We start from the raw sequence: 20,504 nt of genomic DNA, 5'->3' as shown, positions 1-20,504 counted from the left end.
TATTTGAGTGTTGAACTATCGCTAAATCTTGAGTATATTTATCTTCCCTAACTAGACTAATTCAACAAGCTACTTAAGTAATTGCAATCATGACACACTACTCTATTGAATGGATCGAAGCATGGTGCCAAGCAAATGGCTGGACAGAACTATTTGTAGAGCGACGCAATCATTATTGGGCGTTTCCTCCGGGTTGTGTCATGCCCGAACCAATCCCTAATCATGTGCTGAGAGAAATTAAATCTGAAAAAGGGCTAACAAGGGAAGAAAAATGGTGGTCATATACAGCTTTAATTAGCACGATAGTAGCTGTTATTACTACCTTGGTATTTAGATGTCCGATGCCCTTGGTTTTTGCTTTCGCCCTCAATGCTGTTACCGTGGCTCAACTTGAACCAGAAGATGCTTAAATTAGACTGTAGACTACATGAAGAGCGATAGTCAAGTCTAGTAGGATGCCTGTAAGAACAAGCACCCCAGTGACGGAAGATGAAAGAAGCTAACGCGGGGAATCGCTTGAGGAAATAGGCAACAGGGAACAGGCAACAGGCAACAGGCAACAGGGAAAAGTTCAGCATCGAAAACTGATCATAAGTAATTAGCCGGACATGATATCACCACTAAAAACCAGCTTTGATATCTGCTATTGCTCCCTGCGTCATTGCCGCAATTATTCGCTCTGTTGTTTTAGGTAAGTAATAATATTTACCTCCTGCCCGTTGTGCTATCTCCTTGGGAAACCCACTAGAAATAAACTTATTTTCTGTATCAATTACTAATAACTGCATTCCTAATGTACTAATTTTGACAGCAATATCTAGCACTTCCCCCTTAATATCTGGTTGCTCTTCGTCCAGAAACGGTTGACCTAGGGAGCGTGACAGGGGAATATTCGCCCCACCATCGGTAATCAGTACGATGACAACTTGACCAATATCTTTGGATTGCATGGCGTTTAAACCGACTCGCACAGCCTGAGCCAGAGCGTGAGCCAGGGGAGTACCTCCACCACAGGGTAGGCAGTCTAGACGTTTGTGAGCGGTGGTAATTGAACGAGTGGGAGGCAACAACACCTCTGCACGCTCACCCCGGATGGGAATTAAAGCGATTTGGTCACGGCTGCGGTATGCTTGCCCTAGCAATTGCAAAGCTGCACCTTTGGCTGATTGCATTCGATTCAAGGCCATTGAGCCAGAAGCATCAACGACAAAAATCACCAATGCTCCGGCTTTGCGGGCTAATCGCTTCACTCGGATGTCGTCATCTTCAATAATCACCCGGCGACCTGGCTGACGTTGGTGACGTATCTTTTGGTGGGGAGCAGCAGCTCGCAAGGTGGCATCTATAGCAATCCGTTGAATTTTTCCCTTGGGAAACATCGGCTTGACATAGCGTCCTCGGTCTTGGGAAAAAATCAGCCCACGTCCCCCTGCTTTACCCTGTCTGCGGTGGGCGATTTTAGCAAAGTAAAGCACCGCCGGGTCAAGGATCACTCCTTCTGGGGTAAAGACAAATTCTTCAGGGATACTTGGTGTTTCCTGTTTGGTTTCCTCTTGGGTTTCGGTGTCTGTTTGTTCTGGTTGTTCTGGTTGCGGTTGGGGTGGTGCTGGTGGTGGCTGTTCTTTTGTCACCTCAATTACTGTTGCTCTGGGTATAATTACTAATTCTACGGCATGGCGCAAATCCTCAGCATTCACTTCTAATCGCCCATTCAAAGCGGCACTAGCTTTCGCAACTCGCAGTGCAAACAATTCGGCGCGATGTCCCTGCACCTGACCGCGAATAGCTTCGTTGACTAAGTAGGCAATTTGCTCACGTTGAACTCGTACATTTTTGAGTAATGCTCGCGCTAGAATAATTTGGGTTTTGAGGTCGGCGATGTCTTCGGCATATTGCTGGAGAAATTTTTGCGGAGACTCTGCGTAACTGACAACTTGCTCCACAGCTTGGACGCGCTGATCTATACTCAAAACTTCATCAGCAGAAAGGGCGATCGCAATTCTATCTAATAAATGTTCTCGTAGTTTACCTTCTTCTGGGTTATAGGTGGCGATAAATAACGGTTTGCAGGGATGTTGAAAACTAATGCCCTCCCGCTCAATTTGGTTACATCCCTCAGCTAAAATAGCCAAGAGCGGATTAGCAATATGTTCCTCCAGCAAATTAATCTCATCAACATACAAAATCCCCCGGTGTGCCTGTGCGAGCAATCCTGGTTGAAATACCGTCTTTCCCTGCTTGATTGACTGACTCACATCCACTGAACCTAGTAATCTATCTTCAGTCACACCCAAGGGGACTTGCACAAAAGGCGCGGGAATTACTTCTGTTGGCAGTAGGGAGAAATTAGTTTGTCCATCCTGCTGCTTCCTGCCTCTTGTAACTGTTTCATCATCCCACTCATCTGGTTTATTGGGGTCACAGTTGCAGCAAGAACCCTGAATTACTTCAATAGGGGGAAGCAGTGCATGGAGAGCGCGAGCCATTACTGATTTAGCTGTACCACGACGACCAGAAATGACCACCCCTCCCAAATCAGGGTCTACTGCTACGATTAATAACGCTAATTTAATCGCCTGATGACCAACTATAGCTGTCAGGGGAAAGGTGGGAATTACGGATGAGTAACTCGATAAATTCATGGGGTGATAGCATGGAATATTAGCTGTAAATGGGCGATTTTAGCTGGTGTTTTTGTTTAATCAGACATAAAAATTTATCTGTTCTAAAGCATTGAACCAGCCATTTTCTACAGCTAATATTGCTAGGTTAGTCCAAATCAAAACATGATTGTGTTGTCTATTTTGATAGATATATATTAGCTCTGACAGAAACAGATAAAACTCACTCTTTAGGTGTAAGAGTTTGTCTGCCTTTCAGTCCCCAGTCACTAATCCCTTCTAAACTTGCTGCATATAATAGTCAAAACGTTGGCGCAGTTGTTCAATGCTTAAATTCTGCGTCCAGTATTCTACCAGTGCGTGACCAAATGCCCAAGCATTGCGCTCTGGTGTGCCTGGATTTTCTAACAGTAACGGCCACAAAGATAATAAGTCAAATTTGAGCGTGTTTGAGTCTTCTGTCTTTAACAATGAGAACAAATCATAAGCCATTTGCAGTTTACCAATCACAATTGGTAACTGTTCTACGGGGATTTGTTCGGCTAGGATGTAAGCTAATGTGGGCGAACCTGTGGACAGTGTAGCAATGAACTGAAGTACAGGACTTTTGAGCATTGCTGTGAGTCCTTGGGTGGTTGCCATTTGCAAGGTGTAATGCTCGATGATTTTGGCAGCTGCTACGGTTCGGGCTTCGAGGTTACGCAAAAACCGGGCTAGTCGCAGTTGTTTGGCTGGTGCGATCGCTTCTATTAATCCCAAGGATAAAGCATCAATTCCCCAAGCAATTCTACCACTGGCAATATCACCTGTGACCACAGGTAAGACTAATTGACAAAAATCACCCAATAATTCGGCACGATAGGCTGTAGCTTCCCGAATCGCGATTTCTTTGGGTCTGTCGCCTGTTTGCCAATCATAAGGCGGTTGCCATTCTCGCATCGGACGCAGCTTATCTACTTGCGTCACAACTGCGATCGCTGGGATATCTGCAATTATATCTTTGATGGCTTGCAAAAAATCTACATCCATTTGCAAGGCGGGATCAAGCACGGGATTCACTAACAGCAACAAATCAGCGTTAGTGGCATAATCTAACACCATCTGCCGCAAATCCTCCCGCTTCACTTGTTCGTATCCTGGGGTATCCCATAGATGTAGGGTTTCGCCGTCTTGGGTTTGCCAGTGATAATCCTGAATTTGGTCGGTGCTGGGTAATACATCAACTTCTGCGATATCACCTTGAAACAGGGTGTTAATTAAACTGCTTTTTCCTGCGCCTGTTCTGCCCACAAGTAAGATACTGACTGGTTTTTGTTCAACTTTTTCGACTGGTTGGGCTTGGCTGAGGATGTTTTGCAGAGTTTGAGTTTTAGCTTTAGGTAAGGTGGGTGTGGAAACTGTGGGGGTTTCGATAGCGATAGTTTCACCACCGTAGAGGGCGATCGCCTGTTTACACAGATTCCGTAAAGCCGCTTCTCGGAATAATTGCCCCAAATTCGCCAATAATTGCTGATTTGCCTGATTAGTGTAACCTTTAGTAGCCCGGTTAGCTACTGCTGCTACAGGATTTAAAACCCACTGCGCCCAACTCCAAGCCCGCCAAAACTTCCGGGCTGATGGTTCTAATTTGCGGTAGACTTCATAAGCTTGATAAGCTTGTCCTACCGATACCTGATTGAGAACAGGTGATAACTTTTGCATCCATTGATCTAAATCATCCACCGTTCCCCGTATCAGTCCATAAGCTTGGGGAACGTAGATATTTAGTAAAGGATATTTCACCTCTGGATGGTAGATATGGGCAACAGCTACAACTAAATCTTGACAACGTTGCCAAAATGTTGTCCAATCTTCCCAAATCGGGCGATCGCTTTGTGAGGCTGTGAGGACTTCTTGTAGTGCGGCTTCTGCTTGTTGGGTAGCATCACTACTGACAGGTGTAGTGGTATTTTCAATCTGAGATGTCAGTTCAACCTTAACCTCAGCTAATGCTGCTTCTACTTGTTGAATTACAGGTTTAGTCCACCGCACCAACAACCAACGCCAACCCAAAAATAGGACAGTGAACACACCCCAAATCCAATTGATCCCCCAAGCATGGATTTGCATTCCTGCCGCTACCAGTAAGAAAACGATGATGGCTGTGATTGGTGTAGCCAAGATTACCCACTGCCAAAGCTTTAAACGCACCATAATCTCATACCTGCTTTTGTTAGATTGCTGATATTGCCATTTTCACTCTAGTCATTAGTCATTAGTCATTAGCAGGACTTATGCAAAATATCTCTCAAACCCTATTTCCTTCTCTACGAGACGCTACGCGAACGTGTTCTTTCCTTCGGAACGCTTCGCGAACGTTTCTTCGTGGTTCATTATTCCGTGACTTGTGCGTAAGTCCTAATTAGTTATTAGTCAGTAGGGGCGGGTAAGCTGCGATAATCTGTATAGCCATGAAAGTTCTTAGTAAACCCGCCCGTACATTAGTCATTAGTTTCTTTCCTCCGCTTCCTCCGCTCCCCCATCCTATGAATAAGTTTAAGATTGGCTAGTGATTAATTGGCGATCGCTACAATTAAAACTATCATTCCGACCAAAATCGCCACACTGCCAATCAACAGATATACCACCCCTAATATCCGGGCTACCCAAGGGTGAAGAGATGTTTTATGTCCCTGAATTGCTAGCGATCGCTCATCAACACCACAGCATGGGGACAAACTTAACGTAAAATTAATCTTTATCCAGCAATTGCTCATTTCTTCTACCCCATGCTTTGCGACTACCTGGTACAAATTCTGACGGCTCGTGTGTATGATGTTGCTCAGGAATCTCCTCTGGAGTATGCCCCCAACCTCTCTGCTAGACTGAATAATCAACTCTTGTTGAAGCGCGAGGATATGCAGTCTGTATTCTCGTTTAAACTGCGTGGTGCTTACAACAAGATGGCAAACCTACCGCCTGATTTACTCGCACAAGGCGTAATTGCTGCATCGGCAGGAAACCATGCTCAAGGTGTGGCTTTGGGTGCAAAGCGGTTAGGAACTAGAGCCATTATCGTGATGCCTGTGACTACGCCGCAAGTTAAAGTAGATGCAGTCAAAGCCAGAGGTGGCGAGGTGGTTTTGCATGGTGATACTTATGATGATGCCTATGCTTACGCCCGACAACTTGAAGCTGAAAAAGGTTTAACCTTCATTCATCCTTTTGATGACCCCCATGTGATTGCCGGACAGGGTACAATTGGCATGGAAATTTTACGCCAATATCAGCAACCGATTCATGCCATATTTGTCGCTATTGGTGGCGGTGGGTTAATTGCTGGAATTGCGGCTTATGTCAAACGCATCCGCCCAGAAATTAAAATTATTGGTGTAGAACCCGTTGATGCGGATGCGATGCACCAGTCATTAACAGCCGGAAAGCGGGTAAGGTTGTCGCAGGTGGGTTTATTTGCCGATGGGGTAGCAGTGAGGGAAGTAGGGGAAGAAACCTTTAGGTTGTGTCAGGAATATGTAGATGAGATTATTTTAGTAGATACAGATGCCACTTGTGCGGCGATTAAGGATGTGTTTGAGGATACACGCTCAATTTTAGAACCTGCGGGAGCATTGGCGATCGCTGGCGCAAAAGCTTATGTAGAACGGGAGCAAATCCAAGGACAAACTTTAGTAGCTGTCGCCTGTGGTGCGAATATGAACTTTGACAGACTGCGCTTTGTGGCGGAACGAGCCGAATTTGGCGAACGTCGCGAAGCCATTTTTGCAGTCACCATCCCCGAAGCACCAGGAAGTCTGCATAAATTTTGTGAATGTATTGGCAGACGCAACCTGACAGAGTTTAACTACCGCATTGCTGATGAGAAAATCGCCCATATTTTCGTCGGGATGCAAATTCAAAACCTTGCTGATAGAAGCAAGATGGTAGAAACCTTTGAAACTTGTGGTTTCCCAACTCTTGATTTAACCGATGATGAACTGACAAAACTGCATTTGCGCCACATGGTTGGCGGACATTCTCCCCTAGCTGATCATGAATTACTCTACCGTTTTGAGTTTCCCGAACGCCCTGGTGCATTAATGAAGTTTGTCGCCTCTATGAGTCCTAATTGGAATATTAGTATGTTCCATTACCGCAACAATGGCGCAGATTACGGACGCATTGTAGTAGGAATGCAAGTCCCACCGCAGGAAATGGAGGAATGGCAAGCGTTTCTGGATACCCTTGGCTATCGCTATTGGGATGAAAGCCAAAACCCGGCGTATAAATTGTTTTTGGGTTGAGTGGGTTAGTGTATGCGATCGCCTGAAATTATCGCTGAGTTTGACTATAACCAACAAGGCGATCGCATCTGTTGTAGATTGAAGATATCAGGTGTCGCCTTAAGCTACACCATAATCTGTATACTGACGCTTGTAAGGAGCTTGTAAACCCAGGACAATATCCTCTCGTGGTACTCCCATCATCACTAATTCCTCTGCTGGATTGCGATCAGTTAAATTCTGTTGCAGCCAGATTTTACCATCTTTAATATCAAAGTGCATGACGCATCGATAAATCCGATTAAATCCTTGCCAACCTACATTCATCCATTGATAATGATTGCGTTCTGTGTCTAAAATCAGTTGCACTTCCACATCATTATCTGAAACATCATCACTGGCGTAGTTAGTCAACAATGTTTTAACTAATTCTTGATATTTTGCTATTTTATCCACTCTACAATCACCTCATTCTCTGGATCATAAACAATTAACAACACTTGATACTGTTGTATCGCAGTTTTAGTAAATTCAAGTTGAAAAAATATTTTGTAAGTATCCAATGGAACTGCTAAGTATAATACTCGCTCTGGTTCATATCCTGCTAACGCTAGACGGTAACTGAGGAATTGTCCCAAAGCAGAGTAAAAATCTGTAATTGGTGAAGGATTTAAAAAGCTTTTGATTTCAATTGCTATTTTTTCATTTCCTTTTTCTGCGGCAATGATTTTTTCTGCACCTAAATCAATTTGGAAGTTGACTTCCCCGAATTTAAATTTTAATGGATCACTTGTAACGCTCCATCCTTCTTTCTGTAAAGCTTTTTTAACTGATTCATGAAAAATATCTTTGGCTGACACAAGTAAAACCAAATATCTTTTTTATAAATTCTAACGCACTAGGAATGATGATTATTAATCTGACGCACCCTACTAACTAGGTCAATATAATTAAAGATAAAATGATGATGCGATAGATCCCCGACTTCTCAAAGAAGTCGGGGATCTGGATATTACGTTGCGTAAGTCTCGTAACTTTTACCCAGTCCCCTTAATTTCCCGATAAATCCTCAGCCGTAATTAAAGTTAACTGAGAATTATCTAACTTGTCGATGTCATGCACAATGCGATTAGCTTGTTTTTCAATTGTACGCTCAAATAAAGCACGGGCAAAACGTCCATTACCAAAAGTTTTGTCTCGGTTGGCGTAAGCTAGTTCAAAGGTGGCTTGTAAGATAATATTGGCTGAAGAATCAAGGATATAGCCATTATCTTGACAGAATTTTTTGAAGATTAATAATAACTGATTAGGAGTGTAGTGATCAAGATAAAATAATCTATGCAGACGGGATTTAAAACCGGGGTTAGATTCAAGTAAACGATCCATTTCTTCATTGTACCCGGCGATAACTACCGCCAAGCGATCGCGGTAATCTTCCATACGTTTAATTAATATCTGCAATGCTTCTTTGCCGTAGTCATTCGGGCTATCTTCAGGAGCTAAAGCGTGAGCTTCATCAATGAACAATACACCGTCTAAAGCTTGCTGCACCGCATTTTCTACTCTGAGTGCAGTTTGTCCAATATATCCACTAATAATCCCGGCACGGTCTGTTTCTACAACGTGTCCACGCTCCAGCAAGCCCAATTGTTGATATAATCGCCCCACTAAACGCGCAATTGTGGTCTTACCTGTTCCTGGTGGCCCGGAAAGCATCAGGTGTAGTGAAGTTTCTACGGTTTTCAGTCCTCGGTTTTGGCGTGCAGTTTGGACTTTGAGGAAGTTTGCTAAAGAAAAAAGTTGCTGCTTGGTGCGTTCATGTCCCACTAACGCCTGTAAGTCTGCAAACACTTTTTCTATGCTATCATTATGTGGTGGTTCATGCTCAATAAAAGAAGCTTTGGTTTCATACCTGGAATCATAAAGTTCTGAATTAAAATCACAGAAGTCTTTTTCTGTATCAGGCGCACTTACCATCAGGCTGTGGACTTTCATTTTGATAGTGTCATGGATAACGAAACCAAAATTTCGTCCGGGGACATCCATTAATTTATCGGCGGGAAACTTATCTACAAGGGTACTGTTGATGTAAAACTCGACAAAATTACCCACACGGCAGATTTCTAGTAAGTTTACAGCATCACCCTGTTGGATGCGATCGCAGCGTTTCCAGTCTGTGTAGTTAATAAAGTTACCGTTTTTGACTTGAGCAATGCGATAATTACCATGACCAGAAATCACAAACTCAAAGAAATTGCGATCGTCTAACAGTCCCCAGACAAAACCGTACCCGTGATTATCTACACCAGCAGCTTTTTCTAAAACTATATGAATATGAAAATCAGTTCTGTCATAAAAGAACTCCGCCGAGTTCCACGATAGCCAATAGGCATCACCTGTACGTTTGTGGTCAAATACATAATGACCCACTTCCATGTAAAGGCTACACTCTGAACTATCCCGTGTCACCCAGCTACAGCGATTATCTTGAAAGTGTTCTTCAAAAATTAGCATTGCGTTCCTCTGTAGCCTGTGTCTAGAATCAGCTGCTAGTTATTTCATTCTAAACACGGCGTAACAGACTCATTTGCTGGTTAAAGCCGCAAAATTATCTCCCAACAAGCATTTTAGGCTTTAGAACCCATGTTCTTTAGTGTTGGAGAATCTTGGGAGGCTGGGGATTAGGGATTAGGTAAAAAATTCTACCTTGTCTATTATCTAGCAGCTTGCTCAACAATTAGTGTCAACCTTCTTTTGATAGATTAAAAACTTGTATATTCAAATAATTAACTGGTTTTTCTTTCAAACAAAAGCTGGAGAATATAATTATTTATTCTAGATATTATTTCGACTCAAGATAGAGATATATTTCTTGGTTTTTACCGACAATAAAACTAATAATAAATAATTAGGTTATAAGAAAATGATTGACAAAATTGTGAATGCTTGCAAAAGCATATTAGCTGTTGCTGGGCTGGCTATCTTAGTACAACCACAGTTAGCATTAGCCGCTACACCAAAACAAGATAATTTTACATTATCCGGCAAACCTCTAGCTGGTATCGCTACTCGGTCAATTTCAGATGACTATCAAGCATTTTTTCAAAACAACCAGACTATATCTACAAATTTGGTGAGCAATTATAATGACATTTTCACTGTCACCAATGAAAATGCAGGTGTGTGGCGAATTAATGAGAATGTCAGACTATTGGTTAATCAACCACTGGTAGAACCAACAGCCCCTTCTGTGAGAATGGGTGATAGATTTCAAGGTGTGGATAGAGCAGAGATACGTTATGACATTTTTAACTTCGGTGAAATTCAATAGGAGATAAAACGGATTGTCATACTCATAAATATCGGGGAAAAGAGAGTGATAGGTAACACAGTTTTATGTTGGGGATGTATCCGAGATTTGTAACTTGAGACTATGCACTCTCAACTCTCCATAATTAATCTGTAATTAATCTGCGATCGCCCACCGGACATAAGGACGAAAAGCTGTCACAGTTTTATAGACAATCTCGCTAGCAGGTGCATTAATATTCCGCAAATCTACACGAAAATAGGCTTTTTTATGTTTAAATTCTACATTGTAGAAAGCATATTCTTTTGAGCTTGCTTTACCTACACAAGTCGCATAGTTACTGTTTAGAGTTGAAACAAATTCTACAAACCGCTTATTTTGAGACGGTACTAATTTTGTTTCATTAGCAAAGGCTCTAGTGTCTGCAATCACAGTATGTTCTGCGCCACCTTCATAGGGTAGCCCAATCCACCACAAACCAACAGTTTTGGGACAATTACCCCTGGTGCGTTGTACCTGTAACTGCACATTGGGTGTAAAAATCGGCCCTGGTTGTGACTGTGGTTGTGCAGGTGTTTTGGTTGTAATTGTTCCTACTACAGCTAATGAAGATAAAATCCCAGCAAGAGCGATAATTTGAGTTAGTTTTTTCATAAAACTAAGTATTAAAATTCCAGCTACTTCTATAACAATGACTCGATACTTTAAATAAAAGTGCCATTAACTGTAAAAGTATCGTACCTTCAGTTACAGTTTTGCTGGAGGAAAGTAAGCCACAATGTTGATTAATCAATACGCAGCCCTTTTTAATCAATAATGCTGCTGTTACATGAAACCTAGAATTATAGTTTGTGGCTTAGGACGTACTGGATATAAAATCTTTCGTTTGCTCAGACAACAGGGAGCGTTAGTTGTGGGTATTCATCACAAACCCATCCCTGGCGAAGCAGCAGGCGACGTGATTGTGGGTAATTTATGTGCAGCTGCTACACTAACAGCAGCAGGAATTCATGAAGCGCACACCTTAGTTATCGCTAGCTCAAATGATGAAATAAATTTATCAATCATGATGCAAGCGCGGGTACTAAACTCTCGCATTCGCATCATCAACCGTTTATATAATACGAACTTAGGTGAACGTCTGGATCAAACATTATCAGACCACTTAAGCATGAGTGTTGTGAGTTTAGCAGCACCATTATTCAGCTTTGCAGCTTTAGGAAATCAAGCGATTGGACAAATTAAGTTATATGAGCAAACTTGGCCGATTCAAGAAGAATATATTAATGAATATCATCCGTGGTTAGGACGTAAATTAAATGATTTGTGGGCAGATTCAACCAGGATACCGATTAATTATTTACCCATAAAAGGTGAGGTAAATTTAGTAGGGGCAGTGCTGTCGGGAGAAGAATTAAAAGTAGGCGATCGCCTAATTGTTGCTATCCAACCCCGCATCCGTTCCACTCGCAGATCCTTAATTAAAAAACTGCTGAAAATATTTACCAGTCTGCGACATTTTCGACAACATGGGCAATCAGTCGTAGTAGGTGCAATTGTGCTATTGGCAGTGATTTTAACTGCTACACTCACCTATATGTCTACTGAGTTAAGTTTGTCTGTAGTCGATGCGTTATACTTCTCCGTAGGCATGATTACCGGCGCAGGTGGTAATGACAAAGTTGTAGAAAACGCTCCTAACAGTATTAAAGTTTTTACAGTGGTAATGATGCTAGTAGGGGCAGTGGTGATTGGCATTTGGTACGCCATGCTGACCGATTTTGTCTTGGGTAGTCGGTTTAAACAATTTTGGGATGTTGCCCGTGTACCACAACGACATCATTATATAGTCTGTGGCTTAAGTGGTATTGGTAATAGAATTGTCCAGCAACTCCATGCTAATGGTTATGAAGTAGTAGTTATTGAAACAGACTCGAATAACAGATATATTAACTCTGTGCGTGGGCTAGGTATTCCCGTAATTCAAGGTGATGCTAGTTTTCGCACCATCCTGCAAACTAGCAATGTCACCTCGGCGGCGGCTGTGCTGACTGTCACTAATAATGATGCCACTAATTTAGAAATTGCCCTCAAAGCTAAAGGTTTAGCACCCAAAATACCAGTTATTGTCCACTACGCTGATCCTGATTTTGCCGGGATGGCACAACAAGTATTTGACTTTGAGGCTGTACTCAGTTCCGCAGAATTAGCAGCACCAGCCTTTGCGGCGGCGGCTTTGGGTGGGCGTGTTCTCGGTAATGGCATCACCGCAGATAGACTGTGGGTAGCCTTTGCTACTTTAATTACACCATCACATCCTTTTTGCGGTAAGTTAGTCAAAGAAATAGCCATGTCTGCCGACTTTGTACCGTTGTATGTAGAAAGCAATGGTCAAAGCCTCCACGGTTGGAATTTATTAACAAGTTACCTCAATGAAGGTGATGTTTTGTATTTGACGATGCCAGCTAATAAGTTATATCAATTGTGGCGTAATGAGCGAGTTTGTGGTACACAAACTTATCCTTAAAGGATTTTATCACGTCCTAAAATCTAAAGGTTCTCCATCAATTCAAGACATTTGTGCATCTGTTGACGCATGGTATCAACATCAGCGTGAAATCTCCGCCCGTGTCCTGGTAGCACCCATTCAAAGGTGTAATTTGCCAATTTTCGCATAGATTTAATTTGTTCTGACCAGGAATACCAGCAGTAATCACGAAATGCTGCTAACTGATGCTTGCTTTCTGACCAGGCGAGATGGTCGCCAGTGAACAGAAACTTATTTTTGTATAATAAAACTGTGTGTCCTTTTGTATGACCTGGAACGGGAATAATTAATAAATCTGGCTGAAATTCTATAGGGTCTAAACCCGTTAATTGTATTTCTACATGGCGAGTCCCCGCAGAAATATCATCAGTATGAAGAATGCGATCGCACTGAAAATGTTCAGCATACTTTTCATGGTCTGCCACATCATCCTGATGGCTTAAATACAGATAACGAATTCCCCCCATTGCTTCTATCTGTTTGACTAAAGGTGGTGTAAATCGGGGAGAATCTACTAATATATTTCCTTCTGAACGCTGAATTAAATAGCTAGCTGCACCATAGGATTTTTCGGAGTGATAGCCGCAATGATAAACATTTTCTGCTACTAAAATCGGAAAACTTTCTTGAGCCAGTTTGATATCTTTGGGTTTTTCAACTGTGCCGATAGAGCTAGTTGGACAAGCCAAAAGTGCTTGCAGTGCCGCTAATCTTTCTGCTTCATTGGTTGGTTGATGATGCACTGCCGATTGTTCATCAACACGATAAAATACTTCAGGAGTCATCCAGCGACAGGTATCACAATCAATACAGCTAGTATCAACATAAAAATCGCCGGTGACATTTTGGGGACGACGAAGATTTAAATGCGCCATGTTATCCTCTGCTTGCCTAGCTAACCCCTATCTCACCACGCTAGCAAAATTCACCAGGGTTTATCAGCACCAGTCGAGGTAAGTCTTAATTTATGTATCAGGAAACTCCTGTGGGATGGTCATCTTGACTGTCCTGTGCGGGCATCTTGCCCGCACCACAAGAAATAATTAACTAAGAGGATGTCTGAAAAGTATTTTTAGTAACACCAAAGTCACTCAAACCTAACCCCCCAGCCCCCCTTCCCTACAAGGGAAGGGGGGTTTAAAAGCCTCTCTCCTTGCAGGGGAGAGGTTTGGAGAGGGGTTTTTAGTATCTTTCTTAACTTCTCAGACATCCTCTAAGATTTAGCTTCTAAAACCAGGGACTAATCTCTTAAGTGCGCGTCCAGCAACATCACTATAAGAAAGTTCACCACACAAAACTTGACCCATGACTTTTGTACTCGAAGGACGCTTGATACCAGCTTGATAACCAACGCCAGGAAAGCGATAAAATGCGCCAGCTAATTTTTTAGCCCAAGCCATTTCCGCACCCCATCGTTCATGGATAATCTCAGTGTATTGCTCTAAGGCGTTGATATCACCAGATAGTGCCTGATCAAGCATAGCGGCGGCTATTAAACCGCTAAAAATAGCGGGACGAATCCCTTCGGCGGTCATCGGATCAACTACACAAGCTGCTTCACCAGCTAACACAGCGTTTTGGGTATGTAGTTTTTGATTACCATCCCACAGGCAAAGCGGATGACCATATTGCTTACTATTTTTCATATCTAAATTAAATGACTGGGCGTACTCAGCCACAATTTTTTTAAAGTCTTGGGGTTCTCCACCGATAAATGTACCTACGCCAATGGAATAACCATCAGCTTTGGGAAAGTTCCAGATATAGCCGTTTTTTACTAAACCAAATTCAAAATGAATTGTAGATTTATCTGCCACATCCGCCGCTACTTCTGCTTCTAAAGCACCAGCGAGGCGGCGTTTACGGTCTTTGAAGCCTAGCCATTTTGCCATCGGCCCTTTTGCACCATCGGCGGCGATCAGGTAGCGACCGGTAACGGGGCCGTTGACTGTGTTTACTTGCCAGTGGTCGCTGTGAAATTCAATACCTGTAACTTCTGTGTTGTCTTGTAGTTGTGCGCCTTGTTTCTGGGCTTGCTGCACTAAAAAATGGTCAAAAATATCCCGTCGCACCATCCAGACTGGTTCTTTTGTCTCAATTTTTGCTTCTACAGGATCATCTAGTTTCCAGGTAAAGCGAATCGAGTCTACTTTGACGGAAATGGCTGGGGTAAAGTCAAAGTCAAACCACTGAGCGATCGCTGGTGACAAACCACCACCACAAGGTTTATATCTAGGTAGGGATTCTTTTTCTAAAATTAATACTGAACGCCCTTTTTTCGCTAAATGATAAGCAGCTGTTCCCCCTGCTGGCCCAGCACCCACAATGATGGTGTCGTACATAATTCAAAATTTAAACTTATCTCTTTCAAAATTCAAAAACTCAGTTTTCAGGCAAAAGGGGAAAGTTTCCCAGGAAAAAGCGATATAAATCGGCTTTTTCCCTTTGCCCTTTCCCCTTGTCATCGATGACAGGAAACTATTTAGACAGTGGTAATGTCTTTTTCTTTTTCTGCCAGTAACTCGTCAATTCTGGCGGTGTATTTGTTGGTCAGTTTTTGCAGTTTATCTTGTAAGTCTTTAGACTCATCTTCGGAAATTTCGGCGTTTTTCTCTTGTTTACGAATTGAGTCTATGGCATCCCGGCGGATGTTACGAATCCCAACACGACCTTCTTCAGCATACTTAGCTGCCAGTTTGACAAATTCTTTACGGCGTTCGGTGGTTAGTGGTGGTATGTTGAGCCGAATTACAGAACCGTCGTTGCTGGGTGTTAAACCTACATCCGAGAGAGAAATGCCTTTCTCTATCAGGCTTAAGCTGCTTTTGTCGTAAGGCTGAATCAGTATTGTTGTGGCATCTGGTGTACTGATATTTGCTAGAGATTTTAACGGTGTAGGTGAACCGTAATACTCTACCATGACTTTATCTAGCAAGCTGGCATTAGCGCGACCAGTACGGATGGTGTTGAAGGCTTCTTGAGTTGCTCCAACAGTTTTTTGCATTTTACTTTCAGCTTCAGCTAATTTCACACGAACCTCCCACAAGGGTACCGATAGATTCTCCTAAAACTGCCCGGCGAATGTTGCCGCGCACTGTTAAGTCAAAGACTAAAATAGGGATATTGTTTTCTTTGCACAAGGCGATCGCGGTACTATCCATGACTCGCAAATCGTTCGCTAACACATGAGTGTAGGTGAGACTGGTGTACCGTTTAGCGTTAGGATTGATTTGGGGATCAGCATCGTAAACCCCATCTACCTTAGTAGCTTTAAAAATTACTTCTGCATCAATTTCTGCTGCTCTTAATGCTGCTGTCGTATCTGTAGTAAAAAATGGGTTGCCAGAACCAGCACCAAAAATAACCACCCGTCCTTTTTCTAGATGACGGATGGCTCGACGACGAATATATGGCTCTGCTAGTTCTTGCATAGCGATCGCAGTTTGTACCCGCGTCTGTACTCCCATCCTTTCTAGCGAATCTTGCAGCGTCATCGCATTCATGACTGTGGCAATCATACCAATGTAGTCAGCAGTTGCTCTATCCATCCCTGCTGACGCTGCTTTTACGCCCCGGAAAATATTGCCACCGCCCACGACGATGGCAATTTGAACGCCACTGGCGATCACCTCTGCTATTTCTTGGGCTATCTCTTCCACCACTTCTGGATCAATGCCATAGCCCATGTTGCCCATTAAGGCTTCACCGCTCAGTTTAAGTAAAACCCGTCGGTAATTCGTTCCCATGAAGTCACGCTTTCTCAAAAAAGTTGCAATTGCCTCCAATTTAAGATAACAGCACAGTGACTACCTATGTCTAGATACGCCAAATTAATGAAGTTCCTACTGGTTCCGTCTCAGGTATGAGGATTTCTTCCCCTTTCCACAAAGCTGCGATCGCATTTCTGAGATAGTCTTCACCTTGGGAAAATGGTTTGTCAGGATGATTGTCAATCTGTCCTCTATATCGCAATATACCACAACTATCGATCAGGAATGCCATCGGGGTTTTAGTCGCGCCTAAACTCCGACTCACTTCTTGGGTGGAATCCCACAAGTAAGGAAAATTCAACTGGTGTTCCTGAGCAAACATTTTCATCTTTTCCAACTTCTGCCCAGGATATTCCGTATTCTCACTGGCATTTATCCCTATCAGTTGGAATCCCTCTGCTGCCAATTCTGTTTGGATATTTTTTAATCTGCTGAGATATAACTTTACATAAGGGCAGTGGTTGCACATCGAAATCACACCTACTGCACGCCATTTTTCTAAATAACGCCTCAGATGGTGTACTTGATTGTCAATTCCTGGCAGTTCAAAATCTGGTGCATAACCACCAACGGGAGTCTCAAGGATTTCTAGTGTAGTCATCTTCTTTTACTGGAAGGCACTAGCAACAAAAACATAGGTGGAGTTTTGCGTGAATTCTCAGTTGCAAATCACCTTGGGCAGATGCTTAATATTGAATATATCCTAAAAATAAATTTCGACATCGTACATTGTGAAACTACTGAAATCACCATCATGCTAGCTTCATCACCTGTGCCAATTATTGATAGCTTTTGCTTATATCCTACCTAGGATTATTAACAGTCTCGTTCTCAAATATCTATAGTCACTGCCTCAGCCACTCAAAATTACAAAATCGATAGTGTTTTATGCCTTCACCGACATAAAATAAAACTTTTCCTCCCCCAAAATCCTCACAAACTTTAAAAAAATCATATTTAGTTTAACTAAACTTTATGAGTCAAAAACATCCAAATCACATATTTCTGTTAACTAATACTTAAAACTGTACATCAATTCAATATAATTTCACCTGCGAGGTTAATTATGCTGAATGTACGCTTGAGTATTATCAATAGAAATCATATACAAGCCTAAATGGCGTTACAAAATCAAAATTTTATGTCAATATCAAAAGTAGGATTTAAAGAAAATAAAAAAATCAATGAAACTGCTTGTGGTGTTTAAAAAAGTAATTGGACTGCCGGGAAAACTTTGAGGCTAAAGTCACGTATCAGTATCAAGCCAAAAGTTAGTACAAATACTCTAGAGATGTAGTGATGATTGTGTAATGCGATCGCATGACTGACCATTTTATAGATTTTGCTTAGAACTAAAAACGCACATCCACCATGAGTGACTCGGCTGTTGGGTTGTTTATTTAATCTTCAGGTCTTGATTCCCATGACTACTTCTACAATCAACTTGTGTTCTACAAAAACCTGGATTTGGCAAGGCTTCCCCATTTGCTATCAAACTCAAGGAACTACTGGGCCGGCTGTTGTTTTAATACATGGCTTTGGTGCTTCTTGGTTACACTGGCGAAAAAACATACCTGTGTTAGCAGAAAATTGCCGTGTTTATGCCATTGATTTAATTGGTTTTGGTAGTTCAGCTAAACCAGAACCAAACACTAAAATTGCTTATACATTAGAAACTTGGGGACAGCAATTAGCAGACTTTTGCCGGGAAGTAGTAGGTGAGCCAGCTTTTTTAGTGGGAAATTCTATTGGCTGTATTGTAGCCATGCAAGCAGCAGTCAGTAACCCAGACATTGCTTTAGGTATTTCCTTACTCAACTGTTCCTTAAGATTATTGCACGATCGCAAACGAGAAACCTTACCTTGGTCACGTCGTGTAGGCGCGCCTGCACTGCAAAGAGTATTATCCGTCAAGCCTATTGGCAATTTCTTTTTTAATCAAGTTGCTCAAGCAAAAACAGTCCGCAAAATCTTGTTGCAAGCTTATGCTGATCAGGCAGCAGTCACAGAGGAATTGGTGGATGTTCTCACAGCACCAGCCAGTGATCCTGGTGCTGTGGCTGTCTTCCTAGCATTTACCTCTTATTCTACAGGGCCTCTGCCAGAAGACCTTTTACCTTTACTACCTTGTCCAGCAATGATTGTATGGGGAACAGCTGACCCGTGGGAACCTGTAGATTTAGGTAGAGAGTTAGCCAATTATCCCCAAGTCCTCAAATTTATTCCCTTAGAAGGTGTAGGTCATTGTCCGCAAGATGAAGCACCTGAATTAGTCAACCCCATTTTACAAGATTGGATCTGGGAGCGCGTCAGAATATCGAAGACTCAAAAAATCCCCGCATAATTCTTCATTCATAGCAAAAAAACAAGTCTGATGTACTTTATCTGCATTACGCAGAGGTACAATTCAGACTTGTGATCATGGGTTGATGCTAGCGAGTTATCAACATTACATCATGTCTTCCATTCCACCATCAGTTTCTTCGCCATTTAAACACTTGGCAAATGGTGTTACTGTGATTATTTTACCAACAGCCAAACGTGCTTTTGCTGGCGCAACTGCTTCAGGCTCAGTTCCATCATCAGGTGGCTGAGTTGAACCTGATTTAGTACAGCAAGATTTACCGCCAGCGAGAAGTTGCTGTTCATCTGTGGATAATTCGACCAATAAATCGGATGCAATTGTTTGACTAAACATGGATATTTACCTCACTTACGTTACCTACATAGGTGTTAATCACCTATGACTTATTTATAAAACTATTTGCTAGTAAATAAATTATTCTTTAGACATAAAAAAAACTATAATTCTTATGTCTTTAGATGTTGAAAAAATATAAACATTTGATTTTTCTGAACTGGATTAATTAGGACTTTTTCCTGTAAATTTTGTGAATAAATATATTGCACCCACACAGGTAAAATACCTGCGTGGGTGCAATTTTAAGTAAACTAAGTTACTAATTAATCCGGTTGTTTTGTAGGATTAGAATCTTGAGCATCTGCGGACACATCGACGTAATCTAAAGTATCTTCTTCTAATTCGGCGACATTCAAAACCACCTCCAAAACGTTGTGCTTCTACTTCTTCTCTCTGCCCGCCAGATAGCAGTTGCTGTTCTTCTGTGGATAATGGCACCAACAAATCAGATGTAATGACTTGAGTTGACATAATTAATTGCCTCAGTTTTGTACATTGTTTTTAGTTAGCACCCTTGGGGATAAAAATACCTTGATGGGTGCAAATTTACGGTTAACTATTTGAGTTAAACCGTACAGAAATGAACATCAGTGAGATTCATTTGCATTTAGAAACAGAGACAACAAAAATTAGCACTTATATTTAGCACTTGCTTCTCTGTTGTCACTCTGGTTAATCAGTCAAATCAAGTAGAAGAATGAGCAAAATTTTGCAAAAATAATTGATTTTTCAACAATTATGTCCATCTTCTACTATCCTGACTTCATACATTCAAAGATTAGTTTCGGTCAATTCTTTGAATGCGGACGATAGCTGTGGTTCGGCTGTTTTTTCTAATTCTGTAAGTACCAGAACGTAGAGTCATTAACCCTTGCATACCGCCGTCTTCGCCGTCTCTATCTAACAAGTCATCCTCTTGAGTAGGTTGTGATGTAGCTTGTCCGCCAGCTAGGAGTTGTTGTTGTTCGGCGGATAAGTCTGCAACTAAATCAGACATCATTATAACTGACATAAAATCTTTACCTCACTTACGTTAAATAGGTGTTAATTACCTATGTTTTTATTATTAATGAAATCCTAGTTATTTGAATGAGTCAAAAGTAGGAATTACATATATATATTTTCTTTCTGCTGATACATGAAATTTAGGAATTTATCATAATATTGATAATAAAATTATTTGAGGTTTTCTAGGTTTAAACATGAATATAAAAGTTAAGCACTATATGTTTTTTGAGTAATACAATCCTTGACAAGCATACAGACAATTTATGAAATGTGCTTTTTTATTTAAG

General features: G+C 41.8%; 20 protein-coding genes. 5 read left to right on the top strand and 15 right to left on the bottom strand.

The genetic code is table 11. The features are described 5' to 3' along the window. The first annotated feature begins 89 nt into the window (after window positions 1-89). Window positions 90-410: a hypothetical protein gene (locus tag A3775_RS15990; RefSeq protein ID WP_066375285.1), complete on the top strand. Its 321-nt coding sequence runs from the start codon at window positions 90-92 to the stop codon at window positions 408-410. Window positions 411-620: 210 nt separating this feature from the next. Here A3775_RS15990 and bchD read toward each other — a convergent pair whose 3' ends face one another. The 3 genes from bchD to A3775_RS24350 form a co-directional block, all read right to left on the bottom strand. Beyond that, complete coding sequence (bchD, locus tag A3775_RS15985) at window positions 621-2,642, bottom strand: magnesium chelatase ATPase subunit D (protein ID WP_066375287.1); 2,022 nt, start codon at window positions 2,640-2,642, stop codon at window positions 621-623. A gap of 258 nt (window positions 2,643-2,900) precedes the next feature. Then, window positions 2,901-4,814, bottom strand: a complete 1,914-nt coding sequence (locus tag A3775_RS15980; RefSeq protein WP_066425815.1) for a GTPase family protein — start codon at window positions 4,812-4,814, stop codon at window positions 2,901-2,903. Window positions 4,815-5,173: 359 nt separating this feature from the next. Then, window positions 5,174-5,377, bottom strand: coding sequence for a hypothetical protein (locus tag A3775_RS24350; protein ID WP_156481657.1), 204 nt, complete (start codon window positions 5,375-5,377; stop codon window positions 5,174-5,176). Between the two features lie 12 nt (window positions 5,378-5,389). Here A3775_RS24350 and ilvA point away from each other — a divergent pair, with 12 nt between their 5' ends. Then, window positions 5,390-6,901 carry a threonine ammonia-lyase, biosynthetic gene (ilvA, locus tag A3775_RS15975; protein ID WP_066425813.1) on the top strand — a complete coding sequence of 504 codons (1,512 nt, stop codon included), beginning with the start codon at window positions 5,390-5,392 and terminating at the stop codon, window positions 6,899-6,901. A 99-nt stretch (window positions 6,902-7,000) separates the two neighbouring features. On the opposite strand, the gene A3775_RS15970 is transcribed toward ilvA, so the two are convergent. The 3 genes from A3775_RS15970 to A3775_RS15960 form a co-directional block, all read right to left on the bottom strand. Then, entirely contained in the window at window positions 7,001-7,336 is a 336-nt protein-coding gene (locus A3775_RS15970; RefSeq protein ID WP_066375295.1) for a XisI protein, read from the bottom strand. Beyond that, the gene (locus A3775_RS15965; protein WP_066375297.1) at window positions 7,324-7,740 is read right to left on the bottom strand and encodes a XisH family protein; all 417 of its coding nucleotides are present in this window, start codon (window positions 7,738-7,740) and stop codon (window positions 7,324-7,326) included. Before A3775_RS15965 ends, A3775_RS15970 begins: the two co-directional genes overlap by 13 nt. Window positions 7,741-7,930: 190 nt before the next feature. Then, on the bottom strand, window positions 7,931-9,394 hold the full coding sequence (locus tag A3775_RS15960) for an AAA family ATPase (RefSeq protein WP_066425811.1): 1,464 nt from the start codon (window positions 9,392-9,394) through the stop codon (window positions 7,931-7,933). A gap of 409 nt (window positions 9,395-9,803) precedes the next feature. On the opposite strand from A3775_RS15960, the gene A3775_RS15955 reads away from it, so the two are divergent. Then, window positions 9,804-10,211 (top strand): hypothetical protein, encoded by a 408-nt coding sequence (locus A3775_RS15955; protein ID WP_066425807.1) that lies wholly within the window; start codon window positions 9,804-9,806, stop codon window positions 10,209-10,211. Between the two features lie 135 nt (window positions 10,212-10,346). On the opposite strand, the gene A3775_RS15950 is transcribed toward A3775_RS15955, so the two are convergent. Continuing rightward, window positions 10,347-10,844, bottom strand: a complete 498-nt coding sequence (locus tag A3775_RS15950; RefSeq protein ID WP_066425804.1) for a hypothetical protein — start codon at window positions 10,842-10,844, stop codon at window positions 10,347-10,349. Between the two features lie 175 nt (window positions 10,845-11,019). On the opposite strand from A3775_RS15950, the gene A3775_RS15945 reads away from it, so the two are divergent. Next, entirely contained in the window at window positions 11,020-12,717 is a 1,698-nt protein-coding gene (locus tag A3775_RS15945) for an NAD-binding protein (protein ID WP_066375305.1), read from the top strand. A gap of 23 nt (window positions 12,718-12,740) precedes the next feature. On the opposite strand, the gene A3775_RS15940 is transcribed toward A3775_RS15945, so the two are convergent. From A3775_RS15940 to A3775_RS15920, 5 genes are all read right to left on the bottom strand, one after another. Further along, the gene (locus tag A3775_RS15940) at window positions 12,741-13,613 is read right to left on the bottom strand and encodes an MBL fold metallo-hydrolase (protein WP_066425803.1); all 873 of its coding nucleotides are present in this window, start codon (window positions 13,611-13,613) and stop codon (window positions 12,741-12,743) included. Window positions 13,614-13,958: 345 nt separating this feature from the next. After that, entirely contained in the window at window positions 13,959-15,080 is a 1,122-nt protein-coding gene (locus A3775_RS15935) for a geranylgeranyl reductase family protein (RefSeq protein WP_066425799.1), read from the bottom strand. A gap of 140 nt (window positions 15,081-15,220) precedes the next feature. Continuing rightward, entirely contained in the window at window positions 15,221-15,769 is a 549-nt protein-coding gene (gene frr / locus A3775_RS15930) for a ribosome recycling factor (RefSeq protein ID WP_066375312.1), read from the bottom strand. Further along, window positions 15,756-16,484 (bottom strand): UMP kinase, encoded by a 729-nt coding sequence (pyrH, locus tag A3775_RS15925; RefSeq protein ID WP_066375313.1) that lies wholly within the window; start codon window positions 16,482-16,484, stop codon window positions 15,756-15,758. The genes frr and pyrH overlap by 14 nt, the downstream gene beginning before the upstream one ends. Before the next feature lie 70 nt (window positions 16,485-16,554). Next, window positions 16,555-17,109 (bottom strand): thioredoxin family protein, encoded by a 555-nt coding sequence (locus A3775_RS15920; RefSeq protein ID WP_066375315.1) that lies wholly within the window; start codon window positions 17,107-17,109, stop codon window positions 16,555-16,557. Between the two features lie 822 nt (window positions 17,110-17,931). Here A3775_RS15920 and A3775_RS15915 point away from each other — a divergent pair. Then, window positions 17,932-18,852 (top strand): alpha/beta fold hydrolase, encoded by a 921-nt coding sequence (locus A3775_RS15915; RefSeq protein ID WP_066425928.1) that lies wholly within the window; start codon window positions 17,932-17,934, stop codon window positions 18,850-18,852. Window positions 18,853-18,957: 105 nt separating this feature from the next. Here the strand turns inward: A3775_RS15915 and A3775_RS15910 are convergent, their stop codons facing one another. The 3 genes from A3775_RS15910 to A3775_RS15905 all read right to left on the bottom strand — a co-directional run bounded on the left by A3775_RS15910 (window position 18,958) and on the right by A3775_RS15905 (window position 20,221). Then, entirely contained in the window at window positions 18,958-19,206 is a 249-nt protein-coding gene (locus A3775_RS15910) for a hypothetical protein (RefSeq protein WP_066425796.1), read from the bottom strand. A 288-nt stretch (window positions 19,207-19,494) separates the two neighbouring features. Next, window positions 19,495-19,680, bottom strand: a complete 186-nt coding sequence (locus A3775_RS24345) for a hypothetical protein (RefSeq protein ID WP_156481656.1) — start codon at window positions 19,678-19,680, stop codon at window positions 19,495-19,497. 307 nt (window positions 19,681-19,987) lie between these two features. Next, a complete protein-coding gene (locus A3775_RS15905; RefSeq protein WP_156481655.1) occupies window positions 19,988-20,221 on the bottom strand; it encodes a hypothetical protein in 234 nt (77 codons plus the stop codon). Window positions 20,222-20,504 lie beyond the last annotated feature (283 nt).

This window comes from Anabaena sp. 4-3, assembly GCF_001597745.1.
Lineage (GTDB): Bacteria > Cyanobacteriota > Cyanobacteriia > Cyanobacteriales > Nostocaceae > Trichormus.
Note: the sequence above shows the minus strand (reverse complement) of the source record. Positions and strands in the feature narration are given on the sequence as shown.

Bases quoted from the DNA above. Each gene is read 5' to 3' on its own strand.
- pyrH (WP_066375313.1), bottom strand. From the start codon at position 16,484: ATGGGAACGAATTACCGACGGGTTTTACTTAAACTGAGCGGTGAAGCC.
- A3775_RS15905 (WP_156481655.1), bottom strand. From the start codon at position 20,221: ATGTCAGTTATAATGATGTCTGATTTAGTTGCAGACTTATCCGCCGAA.
- A3775_RS24350 (WP_156481657.1), bottom strand. From the start codon at position 5,377: ATGAGCAATTGCTGGATAAAGATTAATTTTACGTTAAGTTTGTCCCCA.
- A3775_RS15990 (WP_066375285.1), top strand. From the start codon at position 90: ATGACACACTACTCTATTGAATGGATCGAAGCATGGTGCCAAGCAAAT.
- A3775_RS15980 (WP_066425815.1), bottom strand. From the start codon at position 4,814: ATGGTGCGTTTAAAGCTTTGGCAGTGGGTAATCTTGGCTACACCAATC.
- ilvA (WP_066425813.1), top strand. From the start codon at position 5,390: ATGCTTTGCGACTACCTGGTACAAATTCTGACGGCTCGTGTGTATGAT.
- A3775_RS15960 (WP_066425811.1), bottom strand. From the start codon at position 9,394: ATGCTAATTTTTGAAGAACACTTTCAAGATAATCGCTGTAGCTGGGTG.
- A3775_RS15955 (WP_066425807.1), top strand. From the start codon at position 9,804: ATGATTGACAAAATTGTGAATGCTTGCAAAAGCATATTAGCTGTTGCT.
- A3775_RS15920 (WP_066375315.1), bottom strand. From the start codon at position 17,109: ATGACTACACTAGAAATCCTTGAGACTCCCGTTGGTGGTTATGCACCA.
- A3775_RS15935 (WP_066425799.1), bottom strand. From the start codon at position 15,080: ATGTACGACACCATCATTGTGGGTGCTGGGCCAGCAGGGGGAACAGCT.
- A3775_RS15945 (WP_066375305.1), top strand. From the start codon at position 11,020: ATGAAACCTAGAATTATAGTTTGTGGCTTAGGACGTACTGGATATAAA.
- A3775_RS15950 (WP_066425804.1), bottom strand. From the start codon at position 10,844: ATGAAAAAACTAACTCAAATTATCGCTCTTGCTGGGATTTTATCTTCA.
- A3775_RS15940 (WP_066425803.1), bottom strand. From the start codon at position 13,613: ATGGCGCATTTAAATCTTCGTCGTCCCCAAAATGTCACCGGCGATTTT.
- A3775_RS15915 (WP_066425928.1), top strand. From the start codon at position 17,932: ATGACTACTTCTACAATCAACTTGTGTTCTACAAAAACCTGGATTTGG.
- A3775_RS24345 (WP_156481656.1), bottom strand. From the start codon at position 19,680: ATGTCAACTCAAGTCATTACATCTGATTTGTTGGTGCCATTATCCACA.
- A3775_RS15910 (WP_066425796.1), bottom strand. From the start codon at position 19,206: ATGTTTAGTCAAACAATTGCATCCGATTTATTGGTCGAATTATCCACA.
- bchD (WP_066375287.1), bottom strand. From the start codon at position 2,642: ATGAATTTATCGAGTTACTCATCCGTAATTCCCACCTTTCCCCTGACA.